21 protein-coding genes, 1 rRNA gene and 1 riboswitch are annotated in these 20,600 nt (G+C 63.9%); of the genes, 14 read left to right on the top strand and 8 right to left on the bottom strand.

Annotated elements, in window-relative coordinates; genetic code table 11:
• Both rrf and CH306_RS15600 read left to right on the top strand, forming a co-directional pair.
• Positions 1-97: ribosomal RNA gene (rrf, locus tag CH306_RS15590) — 5S ribosomal RNA — on the top strand; the annotation flags it as partial.
• A gap of 1,278 nt (positions 98-1,375) precedes the next feature.
• Positions 1,376-1,591, top strand: a complete 216-nt coding sequence (locus tag CH306_RS15600; protein WP_094647066.1) for a hypothetical protein — start codon at positions 1,376-1,378, stop codon at positions 1,589-1,591.
• Between the two features lie 3 nt (positions 1,592-1,594).
• Here the strand turns inward: CH306_RS15600 and CH306_RS15605 are convergent, their stop codons facing one another.
• Complete coding sequence (locus tag CH306_RS15605) at positions 1,595-1,879, bottom strand: GNAT family N-acetyltransferase (protein WP_094647067.1); 285 nt, start codon at positions 1,877-1,879, stop codon at positions 1,595-1,597.
• Positions 1,880-2,065: 186 nt separating this feature from the next.
• Between CH306_RS15605 and CH306_RS15610 the strand changes: the two genes are divergently transcribed.
• Entirely contained in the window at positions 2,066-2,836 is a 771-nt protein-coding gene (locus CH306_RS15610; protein WP_045194378.1) for a hypothetical protein, read from the top strand.
• A 230-nt stretch (positions 2,837-3,066) separates the two neighbouring features.
• Positions 3,067-3,387: a hypothetical protein gene (locus CH306_RS15615; protein ID WP_032393530.1), complete on the top strand. Its 321-nt coding sequence runs from the start codon at positions 3,067-3,069 to the stop codon at positions 3,385-3,387.
• A 15-nt stretch (positions 3,388-3,402) separates the two neighbouring features.
• On the opposite strand, the gene CH306_RS15620 is transcribed toward CH306_RS15615, so the two are convergent.
• Complete coding sequence (locus CH306_RS15620) at positions 3,403-3,765, bottom strand: helix-turn-helix domain-containing protein (protein WP_032393460.1); 363 nt, start codon at positions 3,763-3,765, stop codon at positions 3,403-3,405.
• Positions 3,766-3,839: 74 nt separating this feature from the next.
• Here CH306_RS15620 and CH306_RS15625 point away from each other — a divergent pair, with 74 nt between their 5' ends.
• Entirely contained in the window at positions 3,840-4,496 is a 657-nt protein-coding gene (locus CH306_RS15625; protein ID WP_094632299.1) for an FMN-dependent NADH-azoreductase, read from the top strand.
• A gap of 20 nt (positions 4,497-4,516) precedes the next feature.
• Complete coding sequence (locus tag CH306_RS15630) at positions 4,517-5,794, top strand: LCP family protein (RefSeq protein ID WP_094647068.1); 1,278 nt, start codon at positions 4,517-4,519, stop codon at positions 5,792-5,794.
• Between the two features lie 35 nt (positions 5,795-5,829).
• Here CH306_RS15630 and CH306_RS15635 read toward each other — a convergent pair whose 3' ends face one another.
• The 6 genes from CH306_RS15635 to CH306_RS29495 all read right to left on the bottom strand — a co-directional run bounded on the left by CH306_RS15635 (position 5,830) and on the right by CH306_RS29495 (position 11,426).
• Positions 5,830-6,567, bottom strand: a complete 738-nt coding sequence (locus CH306_RS15635) for an ABC transporter ATP-binding protein (protein ID WP_094647069.1) — start codon at positions 6,565-6,567, stop codon at positions 5,830-5,832.
• The gene (locus CH306_RS15640) at positions 6,560-7,396 is read right to left on the bottom strand and encodes an ABC transporter permease (RefSeq protein ID WP_094632293.1); all 837 of its coding nucleotides are present in this window, start codon (positions 7,394-7,396) and stop codon (positions 6,560-6,562) included. The genes CH306_RS15635 and CH306_RS15640 overlap by 8 nt, the downstream gene beginning before the upstream one ends.
• On the bottom strand, positions 7,374-8,387 hold the full coding sequence (locus CH306_RS15645) for an ABC transporter substrate-binding protein (RefSeq protein WP_094647070.1): 1,014 nt from the start codon (positions 8,385-8,387) through the stop codon (positions 7,374-7,376). The genes CH306_RS15640 and CH306_RS15645 overlap by 23 nt, the downstream gene beginning before the upstream one ends.
• Entirely contained in the window at positions 8,384-9,106 is a 723-nt protein-coding gene (locus tag CH306_RS15650; RefSeq protein WP_094647088.1) for a TenA family protein, read from the bottom strand. Before CH306_RS15650 ends, CH306_RS15645 begins: the two co-directional genes overlap by 4 nt.
• A riboswitch (TPP riboswitch) is annotated at positions 9,100-9,199 on the bottom strand. It overlaps the preceding gene by 7 nt.
• Before the next feature lie 63 nt (positions 9,200-9,262).
• Positions 9,263-10,660 carry a sugar porter family MFS transporter gene (locus tag CH306_RS15655; RefSeq protein WP_032393467.1) on the bottom strand — a complete coding sequence of 466 codons (1,398 nt, stop codon included), beginning with the start codon at positions 10,658-10,660 and terminating at the stop codon, positions 9,263-9,265.
• Positions 10,661-10,778: 118 nt separating this feature from the next.
• Positions 10,779-11,426 (bottom strand): hypothetical protein, encoded by a 648-nt coding sequence (locus CH306_RS29495; protein ID WP_256981176.1) that lies wholly within the window; start codon positions 11,424-11,426, stop codon positions 10,779-10,781.
• A gap of 98 nt (positions 11,427-11,524) precedes the next feature.
• On the opposite strand from CH306_RS29495, the gene CH306_RS15665 reads away from it, so the two are divergent.
• From CH306_RS15665 to CH306_RS15700, 8 genes are all read left to right on the top strand, one after another.
• The gene (locus CH306_RS15665; RefSeq protein WP_032393469.1) at positions 11,525-13,102 is read left to right on the top strand and encodes a carboxylesterase/lipase family protein; all 1,578 of its coding nucleotides are present in this window, start codon (positions 11,525-11,527) and stop codon (positions 13,100-13,102) included.
• 137 nt (positions 13,103-13,239) lie between these two features.
• Positions 13,240-14,754, top strand: a complete 1,515-nt coding sequence (locus CH306_RS15670) for an ATP-dependent DNA ligase (RefSeq protein ID WP_094647071.1) — start codon at positions 13,240-13,242, stop codon at positions 14,752-14,754.
• A gap of 101 nt (positions 14,755-14,855) precedes the next feature.
• Complete coding sequence (locus CH306_RS15675; RefSeq protein WP_197914655.1) at positions 14,856-15,695, top strand: nitrilase-related carbon-nitrogen hydrolase; 840 nt, start codon at positions 14,856-14,858, stop codon at positions 15,693-15,695.
• The gene (gene hydA, locus CH306_RS15680) at positions 15,695-17,116 is read left to right on the top strand and encodes a dihydropyrimidinase (protein WP_045194399.1); all 1,422 of its coding nucleotides are present in this window, start codon (positions 15,695-15,697) and stop codon (positions 17,114-17,116) included. Before CH306_RS15675 ends, hydA begins: the two co-directional genes overlap by 1 nt.
• Before the next feature lie 3 nt (positions 17,117-17,119).
• Positions 17,120-18,151: a TIGR03842 family LLM class F420-dependent oxidoreductase gene (locus CH306_RS15685; protein WP_032393473.1), complete on the top strand. Its 1,032-nt coding sequence runs from the start codon at positions 17,120-17,122 to the stop codon at positions 18,149-18,151.
• On the top strand, positions 18,148-19,083 hold the full coding sequence (locus CH306_RS15690; protein WP_094647072.1) for an ABC transporter permease: 936 nt from the start codon (positions 18,148-18,150) through the stop codon (positions 19,081-19,083). The genes CH306_RS15685 and CH306_RS15690 overlap by 4 nt, the downstream gene beginning before the upstream one ends.
• Positions 19,080-19,859 (top strand): ABC transporter ATP-binding protein, encoded by a 780-nt coding sequence (locus CH306_RS15695; RefSeq protein WP_094647073.1) that lies wholly within the window; start codon positions 19,080-19,082, stop codon positions 19,857-19,859. Before CH306_RS15690 ends, CH306_RS15695 begins: the two co-directional genes overlap by 4 nt.
• A complete protein-coding gene (locus CH306_RS15700; protein ID WP_094647074.1) occupies positions 19,856-20,599 on the top strand; it encodes an ABC transporter permease in 744 nt (247 codons plus the stop codon). Before CH306_RS15695 ends, CH306_RS15700 begins: the two co-directional genes overlap by 4 nt.
• Position 20,600: the final 1 nt, after the last annotated feature.

Consider the following 20,600-nt stretch of genomic DNA (forward strand, 5'->3'; position numbering starts at 1 on the left):
GGAAACGCCCGGTCCCATTCCGAACCCGGAAGCTAAGCCCTCCAGCGCCGATGGTACTGCACTCGACAGGGTGTGGGAGAGTAGGACACCGCCGAACACAATTTCCCAGAACACCCCCAGACCACCCGGTCCGGGGGTGTTCTGCATTTCGAAACCACACCCCACAAAACACCACACCCGTGCCGAATTAGCCCGCACCCACAGGGGCAAACGCGCACGCAATCGGCAACCGCGCGCACAATCGCACCCCGAACACCCACCAATCCCCGCGCACCTGACAAATGCGCGCGCATTCGCGACGATCAGGGCCGAACCCGGATGCCGGCGCGCACACCGGCGACCACCACCGCAGCGAGCATCAGCCTCACCCGACCCGAGCAGCTCACACCCACAGGGGGGCAAACGCGCACGCAGTTGTCATCCGCGCGCAGAATCGCACCCCGAGCACCGACCATTTCCCGGGCACCCAACGAACGCGCGCGCATTCGCGGAACGGCGACCACCACCGACGCGGGCATCAGCCTCCACCCGACCCGATGAGCTCACATCCACAGGCGGCAAACGCGTGCGCATTCGCCAACCGCGCACACAATCGCACCCCGAACACCCACCAATCCCCGCGCACCCAACGAACGCGCGCGCATTCGCGGAATGGCGAGCACCGCACAGCAGCGAGCGCCTACCCGATCTCGACCCGACCACCGCCCACCACCACCGCAGCCGGCATCAGCCCACATCCCCGCGACAAACGCGCGCGCAGTCGCCAACCGCGCGCACAATCGCGGCTCGGACACCCGCCATTTCCCGCGCACCCGACAAAGGCGCGCGCATTTGCGGACACCCAGGGCTGAACTCCGGGGCTGAAGTCGGGTGCCGGTGCGTGACGCGAGTGCGGGCTGCAGACGGGAGCGCGAACGCGCGCGCGTTTGCGAGCTGGGACTCTCGACCTCGACTCCGGTGGCAGTAGACGAGAGTTTCATCGGGCAGTACACGGTGTGTCGGTTCGTTGCGTCGGCCTATGTCGTCCGCAATGCCTACTGGTTGCCAAATAGCCGCTATGCCAACCTGATTCGTGGACCACAACGCGTGCGCCTCTAGCGTCGAATTTAATCGGTGGAGTTCGGGGCGGCGGCCGTGCATGATCGTGACACTGGCACATCGCAGAGACCGTGGAGGTGGACAATGGCAGCAGAAATGAATTACGCACGCCGTCGAGTTGTCTGCACGCGGTTTGCCATGGTCGCCGATCATGCTCTCTGAGTAGGCCTTCGGCCCAATCGGTGCTAATCGGTTGACCCAATTTCGCAATCTGACCAATACTTCGCCGCACAACAATGCCCTGTGTCCGGCGTCCACTTTTGTTGTAGGAGAACAGATGTACTACTACGAACAGATCCTGAACGAACACCGACAACGCGTCGCGCGTGGTGTGCAGAATTACGAACGGCGTCGGGTGGCGGAAGAAAGAGCTGCCGAAGCAGTTGTCGCAGAATCGGATTCACGCGAGAGTGAGGCCATGGGGGCCGTGGCCTCGAACGACTGCGAATCGGACTCCGAGATCGGCATCGGGGTGATGTCGCTCAGCCGGTGACAGTCAGGTCTCCACCAGATGTGAGTAGCGATCACCCGCGGCTGCTATGAAGTCGCGAACGAACCAGCACGTAGGGACAACGCGGAGTCCCTGCGTGCTGGTGTCGTCGAGAGCGAATTCGGTGAGCGCAGCGGCAAGTCCTCGGCCGCGAAACTGCGGAAGCGTCACAGTGTGATGAAACGTTCTGGAACCGTCCGATTCCAGGTATTCCGAGTAGCCCGCCAACTCGGAATCGACATGGATCTCGAATCGATGGTCGGCACTGTCATGGGTGATCTCGACAGTCATGGTGGTACCTCCTCGCCGAGTTCGGTGTCACCACCGTAACCGGCACTCGTCCCGTGGAGAGTTCTGCGGTTACTCGAGCACGCATCGACGCAGTAGGGTGAGGGAAACCGAGTCGTGCGAGCGCCACCCGTCGCAACACCGCTCTTCATAAGCACGGGGCGCTCTCGAGGCTGAAGGTGGCAATCCGTGGAAGACACATCCGACCGGGGAATCAAGGCATTCATTCGAACCGTCGCTCAGCGCGGTGGTCGCGCAGAGCGGCTGACGACGTCGCGGCGTAACCCCGTGCAGGTCTGGTCCATGGACGGCAGTTCCTCGTGCATAGTCCGAGTGCGATCCAAGGTGACGGGTGACTGGAAAGCCCGCAGGCAGGACGAATCGCTCGAGAGTGACGACACTGGATCCTCGTACTGGGTGTTCGTCGATCTCGCGAACGAAGAGCCGCGCTTCTACATGGTCTCGTCCGAGGAGATGGCCACCGACATTCGCGGAGAAGTCGACCTGTGGGTCCAGGATTCGCCCCTCCGTACCAGGACTGGGCATCATGCAATCGCGGTGGACAGAGTGCTGCACGGCAGTGAGCGTTGGGACCTGCTCGGTCTGAGTGCAACCTTGGACACAACGGTCGATCTCGGACCCGAACAGACGTGGGTTCGTACTCCACGGGTGAAGACGCCTCGTAAGTCGGCCAAGGCAGCCGTCGAAGAGGAAGTTGTGGACAACCGAGTACGCGTCGTTGCCGACTGCGAGGGCTATCGGCTGAGCGGCCGCTACGACCCCGAGACGCAACGGCTCGAGATCACCGCAGGGCCGATGGAGGGTCGACGGTTCGACAATCCCTCCGTCGCCGCCAGTGCAGTAGCCACGCACATCAGTGGGGACGTCGAGGAGCGCGACGGTTGGCAGTTCTGGCAGCTGGACACTCCGGATCGAGCTCCGTTGGGATCGTTTCAGTAGGAAACCGCAGCGCACGACTGCTCTGTTGTGATTGCTCACCAAATTGGCCTATCCGGCAAAAACGGGACAAAGGTCCGATTAACCTAGCGCTGGTAGGACGAGCTCCCTGCTTTAGCCCCTGGGTCGAATCGATGTTCGAGAGTTCGTCCGCGCATCGAAATTCGGGTACCAGCGAGCTCAACGGTCGACAGTGCGAGGGGTGCTGTCGACCGTGGGGAGAGGTTTTCACCATGGAACATTCCTTCCGGACGGGCACGGCCCATGCGTCCCGTTTTCTGTTCCTCATCGCCCAGTTCGTCGATCGGAGAATCCCGGCCGAGTTCTTCTCCGCTCAGTTCCGCGAGCTGCAGAACACCCAATCCACCTATCTCGATGCCGACGTCTCTTCGGTCATCGGAATGTTGTCGGTCGACGTCGGCGCGTACCTGGGCGATGTCGAAATCAGAGGGGTGGACTACATCGACTCCGAACAACTCTGGCTGGCTGCCGGGCAGGCGTTTCGCGATCTCATGACCGTCCAGTCCCAGCACATCGAACGCGAGGCAGGGTGACCGCAACGCGTACCCTCACCGGAATCGATCACGCTGCCGCAGAAGGTCTTCGAGCCTGAATCGTCGGTGCGTGCCGCGCATTTCGATCGATAGGTCGCCCGCGTCGGCCAACCGTCTGACGTAGGTGTCGGAGACACCGAGGACCTCGGCAGCTTGCGAAGTGGTCAACAACTCGTCCACGGTTCCGATGGCCACCGCCCGGCCGGTAGAGAGTTGGGTCAGAAGTTCCAAGACCGCACTGCGTGATGCGTCGTCGAGTCGAACCTCCGAACCGCCGATTCTGAGGTCGACGTCCGCTCCGGTTCGCTCGTGAACGACTGCCGCCAACGAGTTGGCCGATCGCGACTCGAGAGCAGGCATGACGAATCGGAAGTCCATTCGTCCAGGATAGGAGTGGGCGCGGGCGTCGGTACGCATAGGCTCGGAGCACCCAGCATGTGAGGAGTGTTCCAGTGCCACAGTTGTTGCACCTCGATTCGTCCGCCGACCCGGATCGTTCGACAAGCCGTCGGGTGACGGCCCGCTTCTCGGACGCCTGGCATGGCATCGGCACCGACCACTCGGTGATCCATCGAGACCTGCATTCGAGTCCGTTGCCCCACCTACCCACCTCGGCGCTGCACTGGGCACCTCGCCTGCGAACCGCCGACGAAATCGTGGAGCCGTCCGCCGAGGCGTTGCAGGTCGAACTGATCGAGGAACTGATCTCGGCCGACGCGGTGCTGATCGGCGCGCCGATGTACAACTGGTCGATCCCGTCGACCCTGAAGGCATGGATCGACTACGTACACGTTCCGGGTGTCACTGTTCCGTTCGACAGTGACACGGCACCTCTCGTCGGCAAGCCCGTGGTCGTGGTGACCAGTCGGGGAAACGACTACACCCCCGGTACCGACAACGCGTCCTCCGACCACACCACCGCGCAACTGCGACAGGTGCTCGGAGTTGCGCTGGGGATGGACGTCCACTTCGTCCCGGTCGACTTGACACTCGCCGAGCGGGTGCCGGCGCTCGCACCGCAGATTCCGCAGGCACGAGCCAATCTCGAGGCGGCGTTCTCCGCCGTCGACGATCTTGCGTTGCGATTGGGTGGAGCAACCACCAGGTGAGCGCCGAGTAGCCTGGCGAGGTGCTCTCGAACGGCCCAGGTAACGACACCACCCGCGGTGAACGTGGATCAGGGCGCCATCGCATCAGGACGCCGTCGCGCAACCGCGGTCTCGCACTCCGAATCGGCCGAATTGTCGTCGCCACTGCGGCAGTTGCCTCGATCGCGGTGAGTGGAATCGGGTTCGCGGTGTACCGCGAAGCCACCACGGGGCTGACCACGTCGGACGCGCTCGACGGCATCGCGAACAATGATCCTGGCGGCAACGGCGAGGACACCAACATTCTGTTGATCGGTCTCGACAGCCGCAAGGACATGGACGGCAACGACCTGCCTGCCGAGTTCGTCACCGATGCGCTGCATGCGGGCGACAGCGACGTCGGCGGTTACAACACCAACACGCTGCTGCTGGTGCACCTTCCGGCCGACGGAGGGAGGGCGACTGCGCTGTCGATACCTCGCGACGACTACGTCGACGTTCCCGGATACGGCAAGCGAAAGATCAAGGAGGCGTACGGACTTGCCAAAGCCGACGCCGATACACAGTTGCTCGACGAGGGCGTCACCGATTCGGCCGAACGTGAGCGTCGAGCACGCGACGCGGGTCGGCGATCGACGTTGACCGCGGTTCGTGACCTGCTCGACGTGCCGATCGATCATTTCGCCGAGGTGAACCTGCTGGGCTTCTACGACGTCGCGACAGCCGTCGGGCCGATTCAGGTGTGCCTGAACAATCCGGTACACGACAACTATTCGGGGGCGGACTTCGCCGCGGGCGCGCAGGAACTGAGCGCTTCGCAGGCGCTGTCCTTCGTCCGGCAACGCCACGGCCTCGACAACGGCGATCTCGATCGAACCAAACGGCAGCAGGCCTTCGTGGCAGGAGTGATGGCCAAGCTCAGCACCTCCGGTGTCATGGCGAACATCGGCGAACTCCGGGCGCTCGTCGCGGGTACCAAGAACGACGTCGTGATCGACGCGTCCTTGGATCCGGTGAAGCTTGCAGGCGAAGCCGGTGCAGTTATGCAGGGAGACATCGATTTCTACACGCTCCCGATCACCGGCTACGACACGATCGACGGGCAGGACGTCAATCTCGTCGACGTCGACGCCGTCCGGGCCGAGGCAGCCCGGCTGATCGGCGACGTACCTGTGCAGGCACCGCCGACCACCGCGGCAGCTGATCCCGCAACGCCGCCGCCCCCGATCGAGGTCGCCGCACAGGATCCGTCCCTGGGTCCGGCGGCAGCCCCCGACGAGGGTGTGCACAGCGACGGCGGCATTCCCTGCGTCGACTGAGCCCTGCGTCGACCGAACTCGCCAGCGGGTATCGGTCAGGGCGTCGGCGCGCTGAGCAGAACGTCCATCAACTGCTTCTCGACCGCCGCGAACTGCGGCGTCGTGACGATCTCGAGCCCGCGTGGACGTGGCAGAGCCACCTCGATCTGCCGTCGAACGTGTGCCGGTCTGGGGGAGAGAACGATCACGCGATCGGAGAGATAGACCGCTTCGCGGATGTCGTGCGTGATCATCAGGACCGTCCACCGAAACTCCGACCAGACCTGCTGCAACCAGGCCTGCATATCGCTTCGAGTCAACGAGTCCAGTGCCCCGAAGGGTTCGTCGAGCAGTAGTACCGATCGTCCCTGCACCACCGTGCGCAGCAGCGCCGCCCGCTGGCGCATGCCGCCGGAGAGCTCGGACGGTCTGGCCGACTCGTACCCGTCCAAGCCGAACACCGGGAACAGCTCGCGTGCCCGCGCTCGCGCCTCCTTCTTGGCAACGCCCTGCACTTCGAGCCCGAGGGTGGTGTTGTCCAGCACCGAACGCCATGGAAACAGGAGATCCTTCTGCGGCATGTAGGCGCACGGCGGTACTCGAACCGTGCCGGAGTCGGGCTTGTCGAGTCCGGCCAGCATGTTGAACACCGTGCTCTTACCGGAACCGCTCGGGCCGATGATCGACAGGAACTCGCCGGGGCCAGCACTGAACGACACGCCGTCGAGTACGGGCTTGTCGCCGAATGACTTGGTGAGATCGTGAACGTCGATGCAGGTGTCGGGGTCAGACATGAAGACCAACCGACCCGTGGCGCGCCCAAGGCGCGACGAACCGCTCCACCAGGAAGGTGGAGACGAACAGGACCACGCTGATCACGGCCGTCACGGCAACCGCGGCGAGAACCAGATCGGTACGAAACGAGTTCTTCTGTTGGCTCATGTAGATGCCGAGTCCGGCACTGGCCCCGGCATATTCGGCAAAGATCGCGCCGACCACGGCGTAGGTGATTCCGATGCGCAGGGAGGTGAAGAACCGGGGTAGCGCCGACGGTAGCCGCACGTATCGAAACTGTTGCCAGCGCGAGGCACCCATGCTGGCCAGCAGCGATCGCGCGTCTCGATCGGCCGCCGCGAAACCCTCGATGAGTCCGATGGCCATCGGGAAGAACGTCGCCAAAGCGATCACCAGGATCTTCGGAAGCAGCCCGAAGCCGAACCAGATGATCAACAGTGGCGCGATCGCGATGATCGGAAGCGTCTGCGATACGACGAAGAGGGGAACGAACGCGCGACGCAGCCACGGCGAGAAGTCCACCGCGATGGCCAGCAACCAGGCCAGGGACAGGGAGACCGCGAACCCGACGAGGGTCACCTGCAGGGTTGCCGCTGCGTTCTCGGCGATCGCATCGCGTTGCGCCCAACCCTGGACCACCACGCGGCCGGGGGACGGCAGCACCTGCGGGCGGATGCCACTGATCTCGACGTAGATCTGCCAGGCGGCGATGATCAGAACGACGACGGTCAGCGCCGGCCACGCCCAACGCAGCGAGGCTCGGATACCGCTGAGCGAGAAGGAAACTCGATCAGCGGCCACCGTCTCATCGATCGCCGAGGTAGTCATTGGTGAAGTAGGTCGACCAGTCCGGCTCCGCGGTCAGAGGCGCGCCGTTCTGATCGGCCAACACGCCACTGTCGTACAGGAACTTGGAGTACGCCGTCCACTTGTCGATACTCTGTCGTCCTACTTCGCCGGACGAGTCCTTCATGTACTTCGCCGCGAGCATCTCCTGGCTCTCGAAGACCAGCGATTCGTCGGTGAACGTTCCCGGATTGGCGTCGATCAGATCCTGTGCGGCCTTGTCCGGATCGTCGGCGGCGAGTTGGTAGCCGCGCTGAAGAGCCTGGACGAACTTCTCGGCCTGGTCCGGGTGGGCTGCGAGCCAGGGCTCGTTGCCGCTGATCGTGATGGCGTAGGCGTCGGGAAAGCCGTAGTCGGTGTAGTCGAAGTACTTCATCGGGGTTCCGCTGTGCTCGGCTTCGATGCCTTCCCACGCGAAATAGGAGACGGTGAAGTCCGCGGTCCCCGAATACACCGCCTCGTACGCCGAGGTTCCCAGGACGACGGTCTCGTATTCGCCTGTGCCACCGTCGTTCTTGATGACCTGCTGGAGTCCGGCTTGCTCACCGGATTCGCCGAAGCCGGCGTAGACCTTGCCGTCGAGTGCCTTCGGGCTCGGTATGTCGTCTCGATCTGCGCGGACACCGATGCCGGTCGCCCAATGTTGGAGCGGCGCGAGGACCGAGACGATCTGCGCGCCCGCCGAAGTGGCGAACACACCCGAACTCTGTGTACTGATACCGAATTCGGCGTTTCCGGCATCGACGAGAGTGTCCGCCGCGGTGTTGTTGTACGGCAGAATCTCCACGTCCAGACCGGCGTCGGCGAAGTAGCCTTCCTGCAGCGCCACGTAGAGGCCGGTGTGGTTGGTGTTCGGCGTCCAGTCCAACGCGAATCGAATGGTGTCGGAGTCCGTCGACTGCGAGCAGCCCACCAGTCCGGTCGTGGCAACGACGGCCGCCGCCAACGCGGCGAGGATCCGAGCGGTTCTCATGCGTGCACCGCACTCTCGGCCAGCGGCCACGGAGTGGGATGCAAAGCGCTGTCCCAGAACATCAATTCGTACCGCGATGCCACGACGAAGGCGTCGATCATCTGCTCTCGCTGTACCGGAGTCGCGGCAGCCGCCGCGTCGTCCACGAATGTCCTTGCGGCGTCGACGATCGCATGGAATTCGGGTGCGTCGTACGCGGCCACCCACCGCGCGTACGGGTGGTCGGGATCGCGATCGAGAACCGCTCTCGCGGCACCGGCGAGTGAGCGGCCCACGTCGGCGTAAATCCAGAAGCACGGCAGAACAGCCGCTGCTGCAACAGGATACGGTTCGGTTGCCGCAATCGCGGTGAGGTAGGAGGTGTAACCGAGGCATGCCGGTGAAGGCTCGGGTGTCCGGGTCGACGCGGGCAGCGCTCCACCGGTCAGCATCTCTTCGTGCGAGGCGGCCTCGTCCATCGCGCTGGCGGCGGCGCTCGCCCAGAATGCTCCGGCAACCGGGTTCGGCGCGTGTGCAGCCAGTAGTGACAGCGACTTGACGTACCCACCGAGATAGAGCGAATCCTGCTCGAGATACCGACGGAACGCATCGAGCGGAAGTGTTCCGGCTCCGAGAAGCCGGAGAAACTCGAGGTCGTCGATCGCGCGTCGGATGTTCTCGGACGCATCCCACAGTAGATCGGTGAAGCGGACCGGGTCCGCAGATACAACAGGCGTCATCGCCTTGACATCCCTTCGTCAGCATTACCTGCATCAGGTTCGGCGGGTTTGATCTCAGCATCCGCATCGGCGGACACACCCCGTGTCAGAACGAAAGCGACAGTAACACCGCTCACCCGGTGGCGCTGGTGCCGCCCCTGCATCTGCGGTCCGGCGTCAGCCCAGCATGTCCTCGAGTTCCATGCCCTTGGTCTCCCTGATCTTGGCCTTGACGAAGAAGAACGAGAGCGCGGCGAACAGAGCGAATCCTGCGTAGATCGCCCACAGCCCCACGGACGACGTCAGCGGCGGGAAGGCAAGCGTGACAGCGAAGTTGGCCATCCAGTTAGCTGCCGTGCCGATGCCGAGCGCCATGGCACGCATGCGGTTGGGGAACATCTCACCGAGCATGACCCACATGATCGGTCCCCATGTGGAGGCGAAGAAGATGACGAACAGATTGGCCCCGACCAACGCGATCGCACCCCACGGAGCGGGCAACGTGACGTCGTCGCCGCTGCCGGTCGCCTGCGAGAATGCCACCGACGCCATGACGAGCCCGACGAACATGCCGATCGAACCCCCCATCAGCAGTTTGCGCCTACCGATTCGGTCCACGAACAGGATCGCCACGAACGTCATGACCACGTTGATCACAGCGGTGATCACGGAGGTGGTGAACGATTGATCCTCGGAGAAGCCGACCGAACGCCACAGCGTCGTCGAGTAGTAGAAGATCGCATTGATGCCGACCAGCTGTTGCAGCACGGCCATCGTGATGCCCACCCAGACGATGGGTTGCAGGCCGAACTTCGGCCCGCGAATATCGGCGAACGACGAGCGTGACTCCTTGCGCAGCGTCAGCCTGATCTCGTGGACGCGCTCGTCCGGGTGCAGCTCACCGGTGATCTCGGCGAGTACGCGGGCCGCTTCCTCGTCGAGATGCTGACCGACGAGGTAACGCGGAGACTCCGGGATCAGGGTTGCCAGCAACCCGTACACGAGAGCGGGAATCACGCCGACCAGGAACATCCAGCGCCATGCCTCGATGCCGAACCACAGGTCGTTGGACGCGCCGTCGGCGGCACCGGCGAGAAGAGCGTCGGACAGCAGAGCAGCGAAAATGCCGATGGTGATGGCCAATTGCTGAAGCGAGGCCAAGGAACCGCGCCATTTGGCGGGAGCGATCTCGGCGATGTACGCCGGTGCGATCACCGAAGCGATGCCGATTCCGAGTCCGCCGAGCACTCGCCAGAGCATCAGGTCGGGGACGCTGAACGCCAATCCCGAGCCGATCGAGGAAACGACGAACAGGGCCGAGCCCAGCAGCATGACCTTCTTGCGTCCCCAACGATCTGCGAGGCTGCCGGCGAACCAGGCGCCCACTGCGCACCCGATGAGGGCGATCGCCACCACGAAGCCGGTGGTGAACGAGCCGAGGAGGAAATGATCTTCGATCGAGTCGACAGCGCCGTTGATGACCGAGCTGTCGAAGCCGAACAGGAACCCGCCCACAGCAGCGGCGATGCTGACGCCGATGACCTTCGCTGTGTGGCGGTCCGAGGTCTGATTCATGTGTGATGCACCTTCCGGCCGCGCGCACGGGCGTCGGCCGCTGGGGAGACCGTACGGCAGGGATTGTCGTACCGTCCCCGGACATTACGCCTGGTAATTTGCCGCGCGAACGAGACCGTCAGCGAAGGTCGAAATCCTCGTTCGAGACGGTGAAACCGTGGCCGACCTGATCGGAGCACGTGACCCCGGTCTTCTGGTCGACGCTGCACTGCAGGCCGTTGGTGGAACCACTTCCGGGCACGGTGAGAACTTCGCCGTACGGCAAGGCCGTCGCAGGCCCGTCGAAACGGTGGAACTTGGGATCGCCGAGGCTCTCGAACTTCGCCGGGGACCCGGCGATCAGCTGTACGGCATTCGGTTTCACCGCCGTCCCCGACGCTCCGCTGCCGGGAACCTCGGGTGCCGAATCGGGGAGTGATCCGTGGCATCCGGCGATCGAGGATTCGAGGACGGCGATACCGCACTCGAATTTTCCGCTGGGGCTCGAGAAGTAGTACCAACCGGGTGCCTTGCCTGCGTAGTCCTGCGGCTTTGCCTGGGCTGCAGCAGGACTCGTCGGCGCCACCGTGGTGGACGTCGGCGTGGCGATCGATGTGGTGGACGGTGATGCCGACGTGGCAGAGGGCACGGAGGGAGCCGTGGCGACCGGGGTGGGGCGGTCGGTGATCACGGTTGCCATCGGACCGTCGCCTTCACCGCTCGCACCGCACCCTCCGAGCATGCATGCTCCGACGACTGCCACTGCGACACATCCGATTCTCTTCATCGCCGGTTCCTTCGCTCGCGGGCGTCGACGCTGTGAGTAACGTCGCCGAGGGGACGGTTGATGTTGGTACGTTGGGCAACGACCGAACGGGAGGTTCCATGGTCACCGCGTCCGACTCCGCTGCGTCCGATTCGACCGTGCTCGTGAGCACGCCCTACGGCGAGGTTCTCGGCTATCCGGTCGATGCCGATACGTCGCCGATCGTGGCCTGGCGGGGTATTCCCTACGCGACGCCTCCGGTGGGCAAGCTCCGGTTCCGCGCGCCGCGACCGTTGCAGCCCTGGGCGGGAGTGCTCGACGGCCTCGAGTTCGGTGCGATGGCTCCGCAGGGCCGCGACAGTCCGGTGCCGATCGATCCGTCGCTGTCGATTTCCGAGGACTGTCTCACGCTCAACGTCTGGGCTCCCCGTCCCGAGGCAGAACTGCGGCCGGTGCTGGTCTGGATCCACGGCGGCGCCTACTCGCTCGGATCGTCGGCACAGCGGGTGTACGACGGGAGGAACCTCAGCGAGAACGGCGATGTGGTGGTGGTGACCATCAACTTTCGTCTCGGTGCGTTCGGGTTCCTCGACCTGTCGTCGTTCTCCACCGACGAGCACACCTTCGAGACCAATCTGGGACTGCGAGATCAGATTGCCGCACTGCAGTGGGTCCGCGAGTGCATCTCGGCGTTCGGCGGCGATCCCGATCAGGTGACGGTGTTCGGCGAATCCTCCGGGGGAGCGTCGGTCACCACGTTGATGACCTCGCCGAAGGCCGAGGGTCTGTTCCAGAGAGCGATCGTGCAGAGCGCGCCTGCGACCTCGGTGTACGGCCCCGAACGCGGAGCCGCGGTGGCCTCGAGGTTCCTGGAGTTGGTAGGCGTCGAGCCGGCGGACATCGGTGAACTCTTGGACATGCATTTCACGAGGCTGGTCACCGCCGGTGACACACTCTGCTACGAGATCCCGACGACAGTGCCTGGGACACTTGGTCTTTCGCCGGTCGTCGACGGAGATATCGTTCCGCGCTATCCCGTGGCGGCCTTCCAGAAGGGTCTCTCGCACAAGATCCCGTTGATCATCGGCACCAACCACGACGAGCCCTCGATCTTTCGATTCATGAAGTCTCCGTTGATGCCGATCACCTCCGACACGGTCTCCGAGATGTTCCGCGCCATCGCTCACGACCACGCGGATCTGCCTGCTTATCGAGTGGCCGAGATCATGGCGGCGTACCCGGACCGAGACAAACCGGCCGGGGCACAAGCCATATCGCGCGACGCGGGATTCCTCATGCCGAGCGTGTGGATCGCCGACGGGCACAGCAGGCACTCGCCGACATGGATGTACCGATTCGATCATGCGACACCGATGCTCAAGGCCGCACGAGTGGGAGCCGGCCACGCGACCGAACTGCCGTACGTCTTCGGCAATTTCGGAACGCTCAACCGAGACCCCACCTTCTGGCTCGGTGGCCGAAAGCCGGCAATGGCGGTGTCTGCGCGGATGCAGAGACGCTGGCTCGCTTTCGCGCGGTACGGCGTCCCCGCTGCGTTGGATGCGTCCAAGCATTGGGCTCCGTACACCGAGAAGACGCGCTGGACGCTGGTGATCGATGCATCCGACACTCTCGTCGACGACCCCGACGGCGACATGCGCGCTGCGTGGGGCGACCGCGTTCTGGGATTCAGCTGACACGTCGCCCGTGCGTTGTGTCGCACGGACGTTGCTGACATGAATCGAACGTAACAGCAACAACACGGGTCGCTCGAGTCACAGCGGTAACAATTGGATGTCAGCACGCTGTCGGTGGGGGCGGTTATGTTCGGTGTGTGTTGATGTCGAGGATCGTCGAAACCTCCCGTGCCGTGGCAGCGACGCGCTCGCGCAAGGTCAAGATCGAGCAGCTGAGCGCGCTCCTGGCCGAAGCGGCAGCCGGTGACATCGAGCCTGCTGTCTCGTGGCTCTCGGGGGAGTTGCCGCAGGGTCGGATAGGTGTCGGCTGGCGCACGCTGGCCGATCTCGACGTCGCGGCTGCCGCGGATTCGACACTGACGGTTGCCGAGGTGGACGAGGCGATATCGTCGGTCGCGGCGACGTCGGGGGCCGGTTCTGCTGCTCGCCGGGTGGCGCTGCTGACGGCCCTGTTCTCCCGGAGCACAGCCGAGGAGCGTCGGTTTCTGATCCGGCTCGTCACCGGTGAGCTGCGTCAGGGCGCGCTCGAAGGAATCATGGTCGACGCTGTCGCCGCCGCGACGAATCTGCCGCAGGCCTCGGTGCGTCGCGCATTCATGCTCTCGGGGAGGTTGCCTGCCACTGCGATCGCTGCCATCACCGGTGGCGTCGAAGCGCTGGACGCATTTCGGCTCGAGGTGGGTCGCCCGGTCCGGCCGATGCTGGCCTCGCCCGCGGAGTCTCTGCGGGGCGCATGGGAACAGCTCTCCGGCGATGTCACCGTCGAATACAAGCTCGACGGCGCGCGAATTCAGGTGCACCGCTCCGGAACCGACGTGAGCATCTACACGCGCACTCTGCGCGACATCACTGCGAGTGTGCCCGAGCTGGTGGATCTGGTTCTCGCGCTGCCGTGCGACTCCGTGGTCCTGGACGGTGAGACCCTCGCGCTCGAAGACAGCGGCCGCCCGCGACCTTTCCAGGAAACGATGAGTCGGTTCGGTGCCGAGAGTGCGCACGAGCTACTGCTGCAGCCCTACTTCTTCGACTGCCTGCACCTCGACGGTGTCGACCTGCTCGATGCCCCGTTGGAGCAGCGTCTGGCTGCACTGGACCGGGTGGCACCGGGACACCGAATTCCCAGTGTCGTCAGGCCCGACGCGGACGCGGCAGCAGCCCATTTCGACGCGGCACTCGACGCCGGGCACGAAGGGATCATGCTCAAAGCGCTCGGTGCTCCGTACGCCGCAGGCCGCCGCGGAAAGAGCTGGCAGAAGGTCAAACCCGAGCACACCCTCGACCTCGTTGTGCTCGGAGCCGAGTGGGGATACGGGCGTCGCACCGGTTACCTGTCCAACCTGCACCTCGGAGCTCGCGATCCCGACGGCGGTGACCCGATCATGGTCGGTAAGACCTTCAAAGGCCTGACCGACGTTCTGTTGCAATGGCAGACCGACGAATTCCCGAAACACGAGCGCGAGCGTGACGAGCACACCGTGTACCTGCGACCCGAGCTGATCGTCGAAATCGAACTCGACGGCGTGCAGGTCAGCCCACGCTATCCGGGCGGTGTTGCACTGCGGTTCGCGCGAGTACTCCGGTATCGACCCGACAAGAACCTTGCCACCGCGGACTCCATCGACGCCGTGCGTGCACTGCTTCCGCACTCGTGAACAGTTCGGACGATTAATACGTACGAAACCGCACGAACGATCCCGTAACACGGCGCAAAATATCTTGAGGGTGCAAGCCAGCGAGAGATGGAGTGCCAATGATGTCCACAGTTCGAGCTGCTCTGGTCCAAAGCAAGTGGACCGGTGACAAAGAATCGATGATCGCGGCGCACGAGGGGTTTGCTCGGTCCGCCGCCGAGCAGGGCGCGAAAGTCGTTTGTTTCCAAGAACTTTTCTACGGTCCGTACTTCTGTCAATTGCAGGATGCGAAATTCTACGAGTATGCAGAATCGGTACCCGGGCCGACCGTCGACCGTTTCGCCGCATTGGCGAAGGAACTCGGCATCGTGATGATTCTGCCCGTCTACGAGCAGGAACAACCCGGACTTCTGTACAACACCGCTGCCGTCGTCGATGCGGACGGCACCTATCTCGGCAAGTATCGGAAACACCACATTCCCCACGTGAACGGATTCTGGGAGAAGTTCTACTTTCGCCCGGGAAACCTGGGGTGGCCGGTGTTCGACACCGCGGTCGGCCGAATCGGTGTGTACATCTGCTACGACAGGCACTTTCCCGAGGGTTGGCGGGCGTTGGGCCTCGCCGGTGCCGAGATCGTCTTCAATCCCTCGGCCACCTCGCGGGGCCTGTCGAACTACCTGTGGAAGCTCGAACAGCCCGCATCCGCCGTCGCGAACGAGTACTACGTGGGCGCGATCAATCGAGTCGGAATCGAATCCGAATACGGTGACGACGACTTCTACGGAACCAGTTACTTCGTGGACCCCGAAGGCAAATTCGTCGGCGAGGTGGCGTCGGATTCCGAATCCGAAATAATCGTGCGCGACCTGGACATGGATTTGATCAAGGTGGTCCGCGACCGGTGGGCCTTCTATCGTGACCGTAGACCCGACGCATACGGCCCGTTGGTGCAACCCTGATGGCCACCACCTTCGTGCACGGCGGGACAGTGGTATCCACTACCGGCGCACAGGAATTGGATGTGCTCATCGACGGCGAGAGCATCGTCGCGGTACTGGCACCCGGATCGGTCTCCCTGGCCGCGGACCTGAAGACCTCGGCGGACGTGGTCGTCGACGCGACCGGAAAATACGTGATCCCGGGTGGGGTCGACGGGCACACTCACATGGAGATGCCCTTCGGCGGTACGTTCGCCTCCGACACCTTCGAAACCGGAACGCGCGCAGCGGCGTGGGGTGGCACGACGACGATCGTGGACTTCGCGATTCAGACTCCCGGTCAGCGCGTCCAGGACACTCTGGCGCAATGGCACGAGAAGGCCGCGGGGCAGTGTGCCGTCGACTACGGATTCCATCAGATCATCGGCGACGTGACCGACGATTCCTTGAAAGCCATGAGCGAGTTGGTATCCGAGGGCGTCACCAGTTTCAAACTCTTCATGGCCTACCCGGGTGTGTTCTACTCCGACGACGGCAAGATCCTGCGCGCCATGCAGTCCGCCGCCGAAACGGGTGCACTGCTGATGATGCATGCGGAGAACGGCATCGCGATCGATGTTCTCGTTGCTCAGTCGATCGCCCGTGGAGACACGGCCCCGTACTTCCACGGCACGTCACGGCCGTGGCAGCTCGAGGAGGAGGCGACGCATCGAGCGATAATGTTGGCCGACGTCACCGGTGCACCGCTCTACGTCGTACACGTCTCTGCCAAGCAGGCCCTTGAACAGATCGCGCAGGCCCGGGGCAACGGACAGAACGTCTTTGCCGAGACATGTCCGCAGTACCTGTATCTGTCGCTAGAGGAACAGCTCGGCGCTCCGGGCTTCGAGGGTGCCAAGTGGGTCTGCTCGACGCCGTTGCGGTCGCGAGCGGAGGGGCATCAGGACGAGTTGTGGCGATACCTGCGCACCGGAGACGTTTCGACCGTCAGTACCGATCACTGCCCCTTCTGCATGAAGGATCAGAAGGAGATGGGTATCGGTGATTTCTCGAAGATTCCCAACGGGATCGGCTCGGTGGAACACCGCATCGATTTGATGTTCCAGGGTGTCAAGAGCGGCAAGATCACGCTCGAGAAGTGGGTCGACGTCTGCTGCACCACCCCGGCCAGGATGTTCGGGATGTATCCGAGGAAAGGCGTCATCACCCCCGGTGCCGACGCGGACATCGTGATCTACGACCCGAACGGACACACCAGCATCGGCGTCGAGAAGACCCACCACATGAACATGGACTATTCGGCGTACGAGGGTTTCGAGATCGACGGCCATGTCGACACCGTGATCTCGCGTGGCCGGATCATCGTCGACGGTGGATCCTATTCCGGCACTGCGGGACACGGCCGATTCGTCCGGCGCGACCTGTCGCAGAATCTGATCTGAGCCATGGACATCGGGGTAGTGCTCCAGTGCAATCCGCCGGCGTCCCGTGTGGTCGACCTGGCCAGACAGGCGGAGACACATGGCTTCTCGCACGTGTGGACGTTCGATTCGCATCTGCTGTGGCAGGAACCGTACGTCATCTACAGCCAGATTCTGGCCGCGACGAGGCGGGTGACCGTCGGTCCGATGGTCACCAATCCCGCCACCCGCGACTGGACGGTGACCGCATCGACGTTCGCGACGCTCAACGACATGTTCGGCAATCGGACCGTCTGCGGCATCGGCCGCGGTGATTCGGCCGTCCGCGCCCTCGGTGGGAAGCCGACAACCCTTGCCACGCTGCGGGAATCGATCGAGGTGATCCGTAGCTTGGCCAATGGGCGAAGTGCCCGGATCGGGGAGACGACAGTGCAGTTTCCGTGGGCGGAGCGGTCCCGACTCGAGGTGTGGGTAGCTGCGTACGGCCCCAAAGCCCTCGAGCTCACCGGACAGGTGGCGGACGGGTTCATTCTGCAGCTGGCCGATCCCGATATCGCAGCGTGGACGATCGGCCGGGTCCGCGCTGCGGCCGAGCAGGCGGGTCGCGATCCGGATTCGATCTCGATCTGCGTCGCCGCTCCCGCCTACGTCACCGACGGTACCGACGCAGGGCTCGAACACGCCCGAGATCAGTGTCGTTGGTTCGGCGGGATGGTGGGCAATCACGTCGCCGATATCGTCTCGCGGTACGGCGGCGACGGCAGCGGTGTTCCACAGGCACTCACCGACTACATCGCGGCGCGTGAAGGGTACGACTACAACGAGCACGGCCGCGCAGGCAATTCGCACGCAGAGTTCGTTCCGGACGAGGTGATCGACAGGTTCTGTCTGCTCGGCTCCCCGGCCGATCACATCGCGAAGCTGAAAGATCTCGAGGCTCTCGGTGTCGATCAGTTCTCGGTGTACCTGCAACACGATGCCAAGGCAGCGACGCTGGAAGCGTACGGGGAGAGCATAATTCCGCAGATCCGCCCGAGCGTGACGGCGACGTCGTGACGGGTGTTCTCGATCAGGCCTCGGTGGTGACGCCTGCTCCCGCCGGTGCGCATCGAGGAGCGCGGCGTCCGTTGATGGCAGTGGGGGCCGTCGGCGTGCTGCTGGTGTTCTGGGAGTCGGTGAAAGTGCTCGTCCCCGACAACGGGGTGAGTATCGCCGGCGTGCGGGTGCTGCCCCGCACCGACGACGGAGCGCTACCGCACGTGTGGTCGGTGTTGGCAGCGCTGACCGAGCCGGAGGTGAACGTCGCGGGGGCTCGCAGTGTCGGTGCGGCGATCGTGTCCAGTGGCCTGTTCACCTTCGGGCTCGCGGTACTCGGGTTCGCGCTGGGGACGGTGGTCGGGCTGTTGCTGGCGGTGGCGATGCAACGATTCGTGTGGGTCGAGCGCTCCGTGCTGCCGTATGTGATCGTCTCGCAGACGGTTCCACTGATCGCGTTGGCACCGCTCGTCGCAGGGTGGGGCGGAAAAATCGCGATCGGCGGTTACGCCTGGCAGCCGTGGATGAGCATCACCGTCATCGCGTCGTATCTTGCGTTCTTCCCGGTGGCGGTGGGGATGCTGCGCGGCCTGCGTGCACCCGATCGGGCAGCGTTGGACCTGATGCACAGTTACGCGTCCGGATGGTGGACCACACTGGTTCGACTACGCCTACCCGCCTCGGTGCCTCATCTGATTCCGGCGCTGCGTCTGGCCGCGGCCGCTGCCGTGATCGGTGCCGTGGTCGCCGAGATCTCCACCGGAACGACCGGCGGTATCGGCAGGCAGATCATCGTGTTCTCGCAGCAGGCAACAGGAGACGCATCCCGCCTTTACGCAGCCGTTCTCGGCGCAGCGGTGCTCGGACTGGTGGTGACCGGGTTGGTGTCACTGCTCGACATCGCACTGGGTCGGTACGCCGGTCGCTCGCCGGGTCGAAAGGATCGGTCATGACCGAGCATGCGGTACTCGTCGAGGGCGTCGGAAAGACGTTCGACGGGGGAGTGACTGCGTTGGAGGACATATCGCTCGCGATCGCCCCCGGCGAATTCGTCTCGCTGATCGGGCCCTCGGGGTGCGGTAAGTCGACGTTGCTCCGTATCGTTGCCGATCTCGAGCAACCCACGTCCGGTACTGCCTCGGTGTTCGGTCTGACTGCTCGCCGAGCCCGCGTCGATCAGAAGTACGGCATCGCCTTTCAGCAGGCCGGGCTGCTCGAGTGGCGCACAGTGCAATCCAACGTCGCATTGCCGCTCGAACTCCACAAGGTTCGCAAAAAGGAACGCGCAGAACGGGTTCGCGAACTACTGGACCTCGTCGGACTCACCGATTTCGCCGACAAGTTTCCCAGCCAGCTGTCCGGTGGGATGCAGCAACGAGTGGCGATCGCGCGGGCGCTGGCCCGAACACCGGGACTGCTGCTGATGGACGAACCGTTCGGTGCCCTGGACGAGATGACCCGCGAGAAGATGCAGAACGACCTACTGCGCATCGCCGAGGAGTCGAGCGCAGCAGTGGTGTTCGTGACCCACTCGATTCCCGAAGCGGTCTACCTGTCCGATCGGGTGGTAGTGATGTCCGCTCGGCCGGGGCGGATCGTCGACACACTCACGATCGACAGATTCGACACGAACGACGATCCGCGCGAATCGGCGGAGTTCTTCTCGTCCATCACCGCGGTTCGGGATGCACTGCACGGCCGTTCGGTTCGAAGTGCGGATCTGCGATGAAGCTGTGGCTGCCACCGGTGGTGTTCGGGGCGGCGGCGCTCGCACTGTGGCAAATGCTCACGGTCGTCGCGGGGGTTCCGTCGTTCCTGCTGCCGTCCCCGAGCGCCATCGCCGAGCAATTCGTGCGAAACCTCGGAAACATCGGATCGGCAAGTCTGGCAACGGGAACCAACGCTCTCGTGGGCTTGATCGCAGGCTCGGTCCTCGGTCTCCTGGCAGCGATGGCAGCAGTTCGCCTGCGGATCGTCGACGAACTGCTCACCCCGTTGGCAGCGGGTGCCGCAGCCGTTCCCATCGTCGCTCTCGCGCCGGTGTTCAACTCGATGTTCTCCTCGACCACCGATCTACCGCGCCGCCTCGTGGTCACCATCGTCGTGTTCTTCCCGGTCTTCGTCAGTGCGGCGAAGGGACTGCGTCAGGTCTCGGCCGTGCACCACGACCTCATGACGTCGTATGCCGTCGGTGGTTGGCAGTTCACCCGAATCGTCCGCCTCCCGTCCGCCGTTCCACACATCTTCACCGGGTTGCGGGTTGCCGCTCCCAATGCTGTCATTGCTGCCATCATCTGCGAGTACTTCGGTGGACTGCAGAACGGTTTGGGGTCGCGGATCACCTCCGCCGCGGCGAACACGGCCTACCCCCGGGCATGGGCCTACGTGATGGGTGCCATCGCAGTCGGTTTGCTCTTCTTTCTGGTTGTTCTGCTGCTCGAGAAGCTCGTGTCCCGGCGTCGTACCTAGG

The organism is Rhodococcus sp. 15-725-2-2b, from assembly GCF_002259075.1.
Lineage (GTDB): Bacteria > Actinomycetota > Actinomycetes > Mycobacteriales > Mycobacteriaceae > Rhodococcoides.

Excerpts from the sequence above, each read along its gene's own strand:
- CH306_RS15600 (WP_094647066.1), top strand. The coding sequence starts at position 1,376 with ATGTACTACTACGAACAGATCCTGAACGAACACCGACAACGCGTCGCG.
- CH306_RS15605 (WP_094647067.1), bottom strand. The coding sequence starts at position 1,879 with ATGACTGTCGAGATCACCCATGACAGTGCCGACCATCGATTCGAGATC.
- CH306_RS15615 (WP_032393530.1), top strand. The coding sequence starts at position 3,067 with ATGGAACATTCCTTCCGGACGGGCACGGCCCATGCGTCCCGTTTTCTG.
- CH306_RS15620 (WP_032393460.1), bottom strand. The coding sequence starts at position 3,765 with ATGGACTTCCGATTCGTCATGCCTGCTCTCGAGTCGCGATCGGCCAAC.
- CH306_RS15635 (WP_094647069.1), bottom strand. The coding sequence starts at position 6,567 with ATGTCTGACCCCGACACCTGCATCGACGTTCACGATCTCACCAAGTCA.
- CH306_RS15640 (WP_094632293.1), bottom strand. The coding sequence starts at position 7,396 with ATGACTACCTCGGCGATCGATGAGACGGTGGCCGCTGATCGAGTTTCC.
- CH306_RS15645 (WP_094647070.1), bottom strand. The coding sequence starts at position 8,387 with ATGAGAACCGCTCGGATCCTCGCCGCGTTGGCGGCGGCCGTCGTTGCC.
- CH306_RS15650 (WP_094647088.1), bottom strand. The coding sequence starts at position 9,106 with ATGACGCCTGTTGTATCTGCGGACCCGGTCCGCTTCACCGATCTACTG.
- CH306_RS15655 (WP_032393467.1), bottom strand. The coding sequence starts at position 10,660 with ATGAATCAGACCTCGGACCGCCACACAGCGAAGGTCATCGGCGTCAGC.
- CH306_RS29495 (WP_256981176.1), bottom strand. The coding sequence starts at position 11,426 with ATGAAGAGAATCGGATGTGTCGCAGTGGCAGTCGTCGGAGCATGCATG.
- CH306_RS15665 (WP_032393469.1), top strand. The coding sequence starts at position 11,525 with ATGGTCACCGCGTCCGACTCCGCTGCGTCCGATTCGACCGTGCTCGTG.
- CH306_RS15675 (WP_197914655.1), top strand. The coding sequence starts at position 14,856 with ATGTCCACAGTTCGAGCTGCTCTGGTCCAAAGCAAGTGGACCGGTGAC.
- hydA (WP_045194399.1), top strand. The coding sequence starts at position 15,695 with ATGGCCACCACCTTCGTGCACGGCGGGACAGTGGTATCCACTACCGGC.
- CH306_RS15685 (WP_032393473.1), top strand. The coding sequence starts at position 17,120 with ATGGACATCGGGGTAGTGCTCCAGTGCAATCCGCCGGCGTCCCGTGTG.
- CH306_RS15695 (WP_094647073.1), top strand. The coding sequence starts at position 19,080 with ATGACCGAGCATGCGGTACTCGTCGAGGGCGTCGGAAAGACGTTCGAC.
- CH306_RS15700 (WP_094647074.1), top strand. The coding sequence starts at position 19,856 with ATGAAGCTGTGGCTGCCACCGGTGGTGTTCGGGGCGGCGGCGCTCGCA.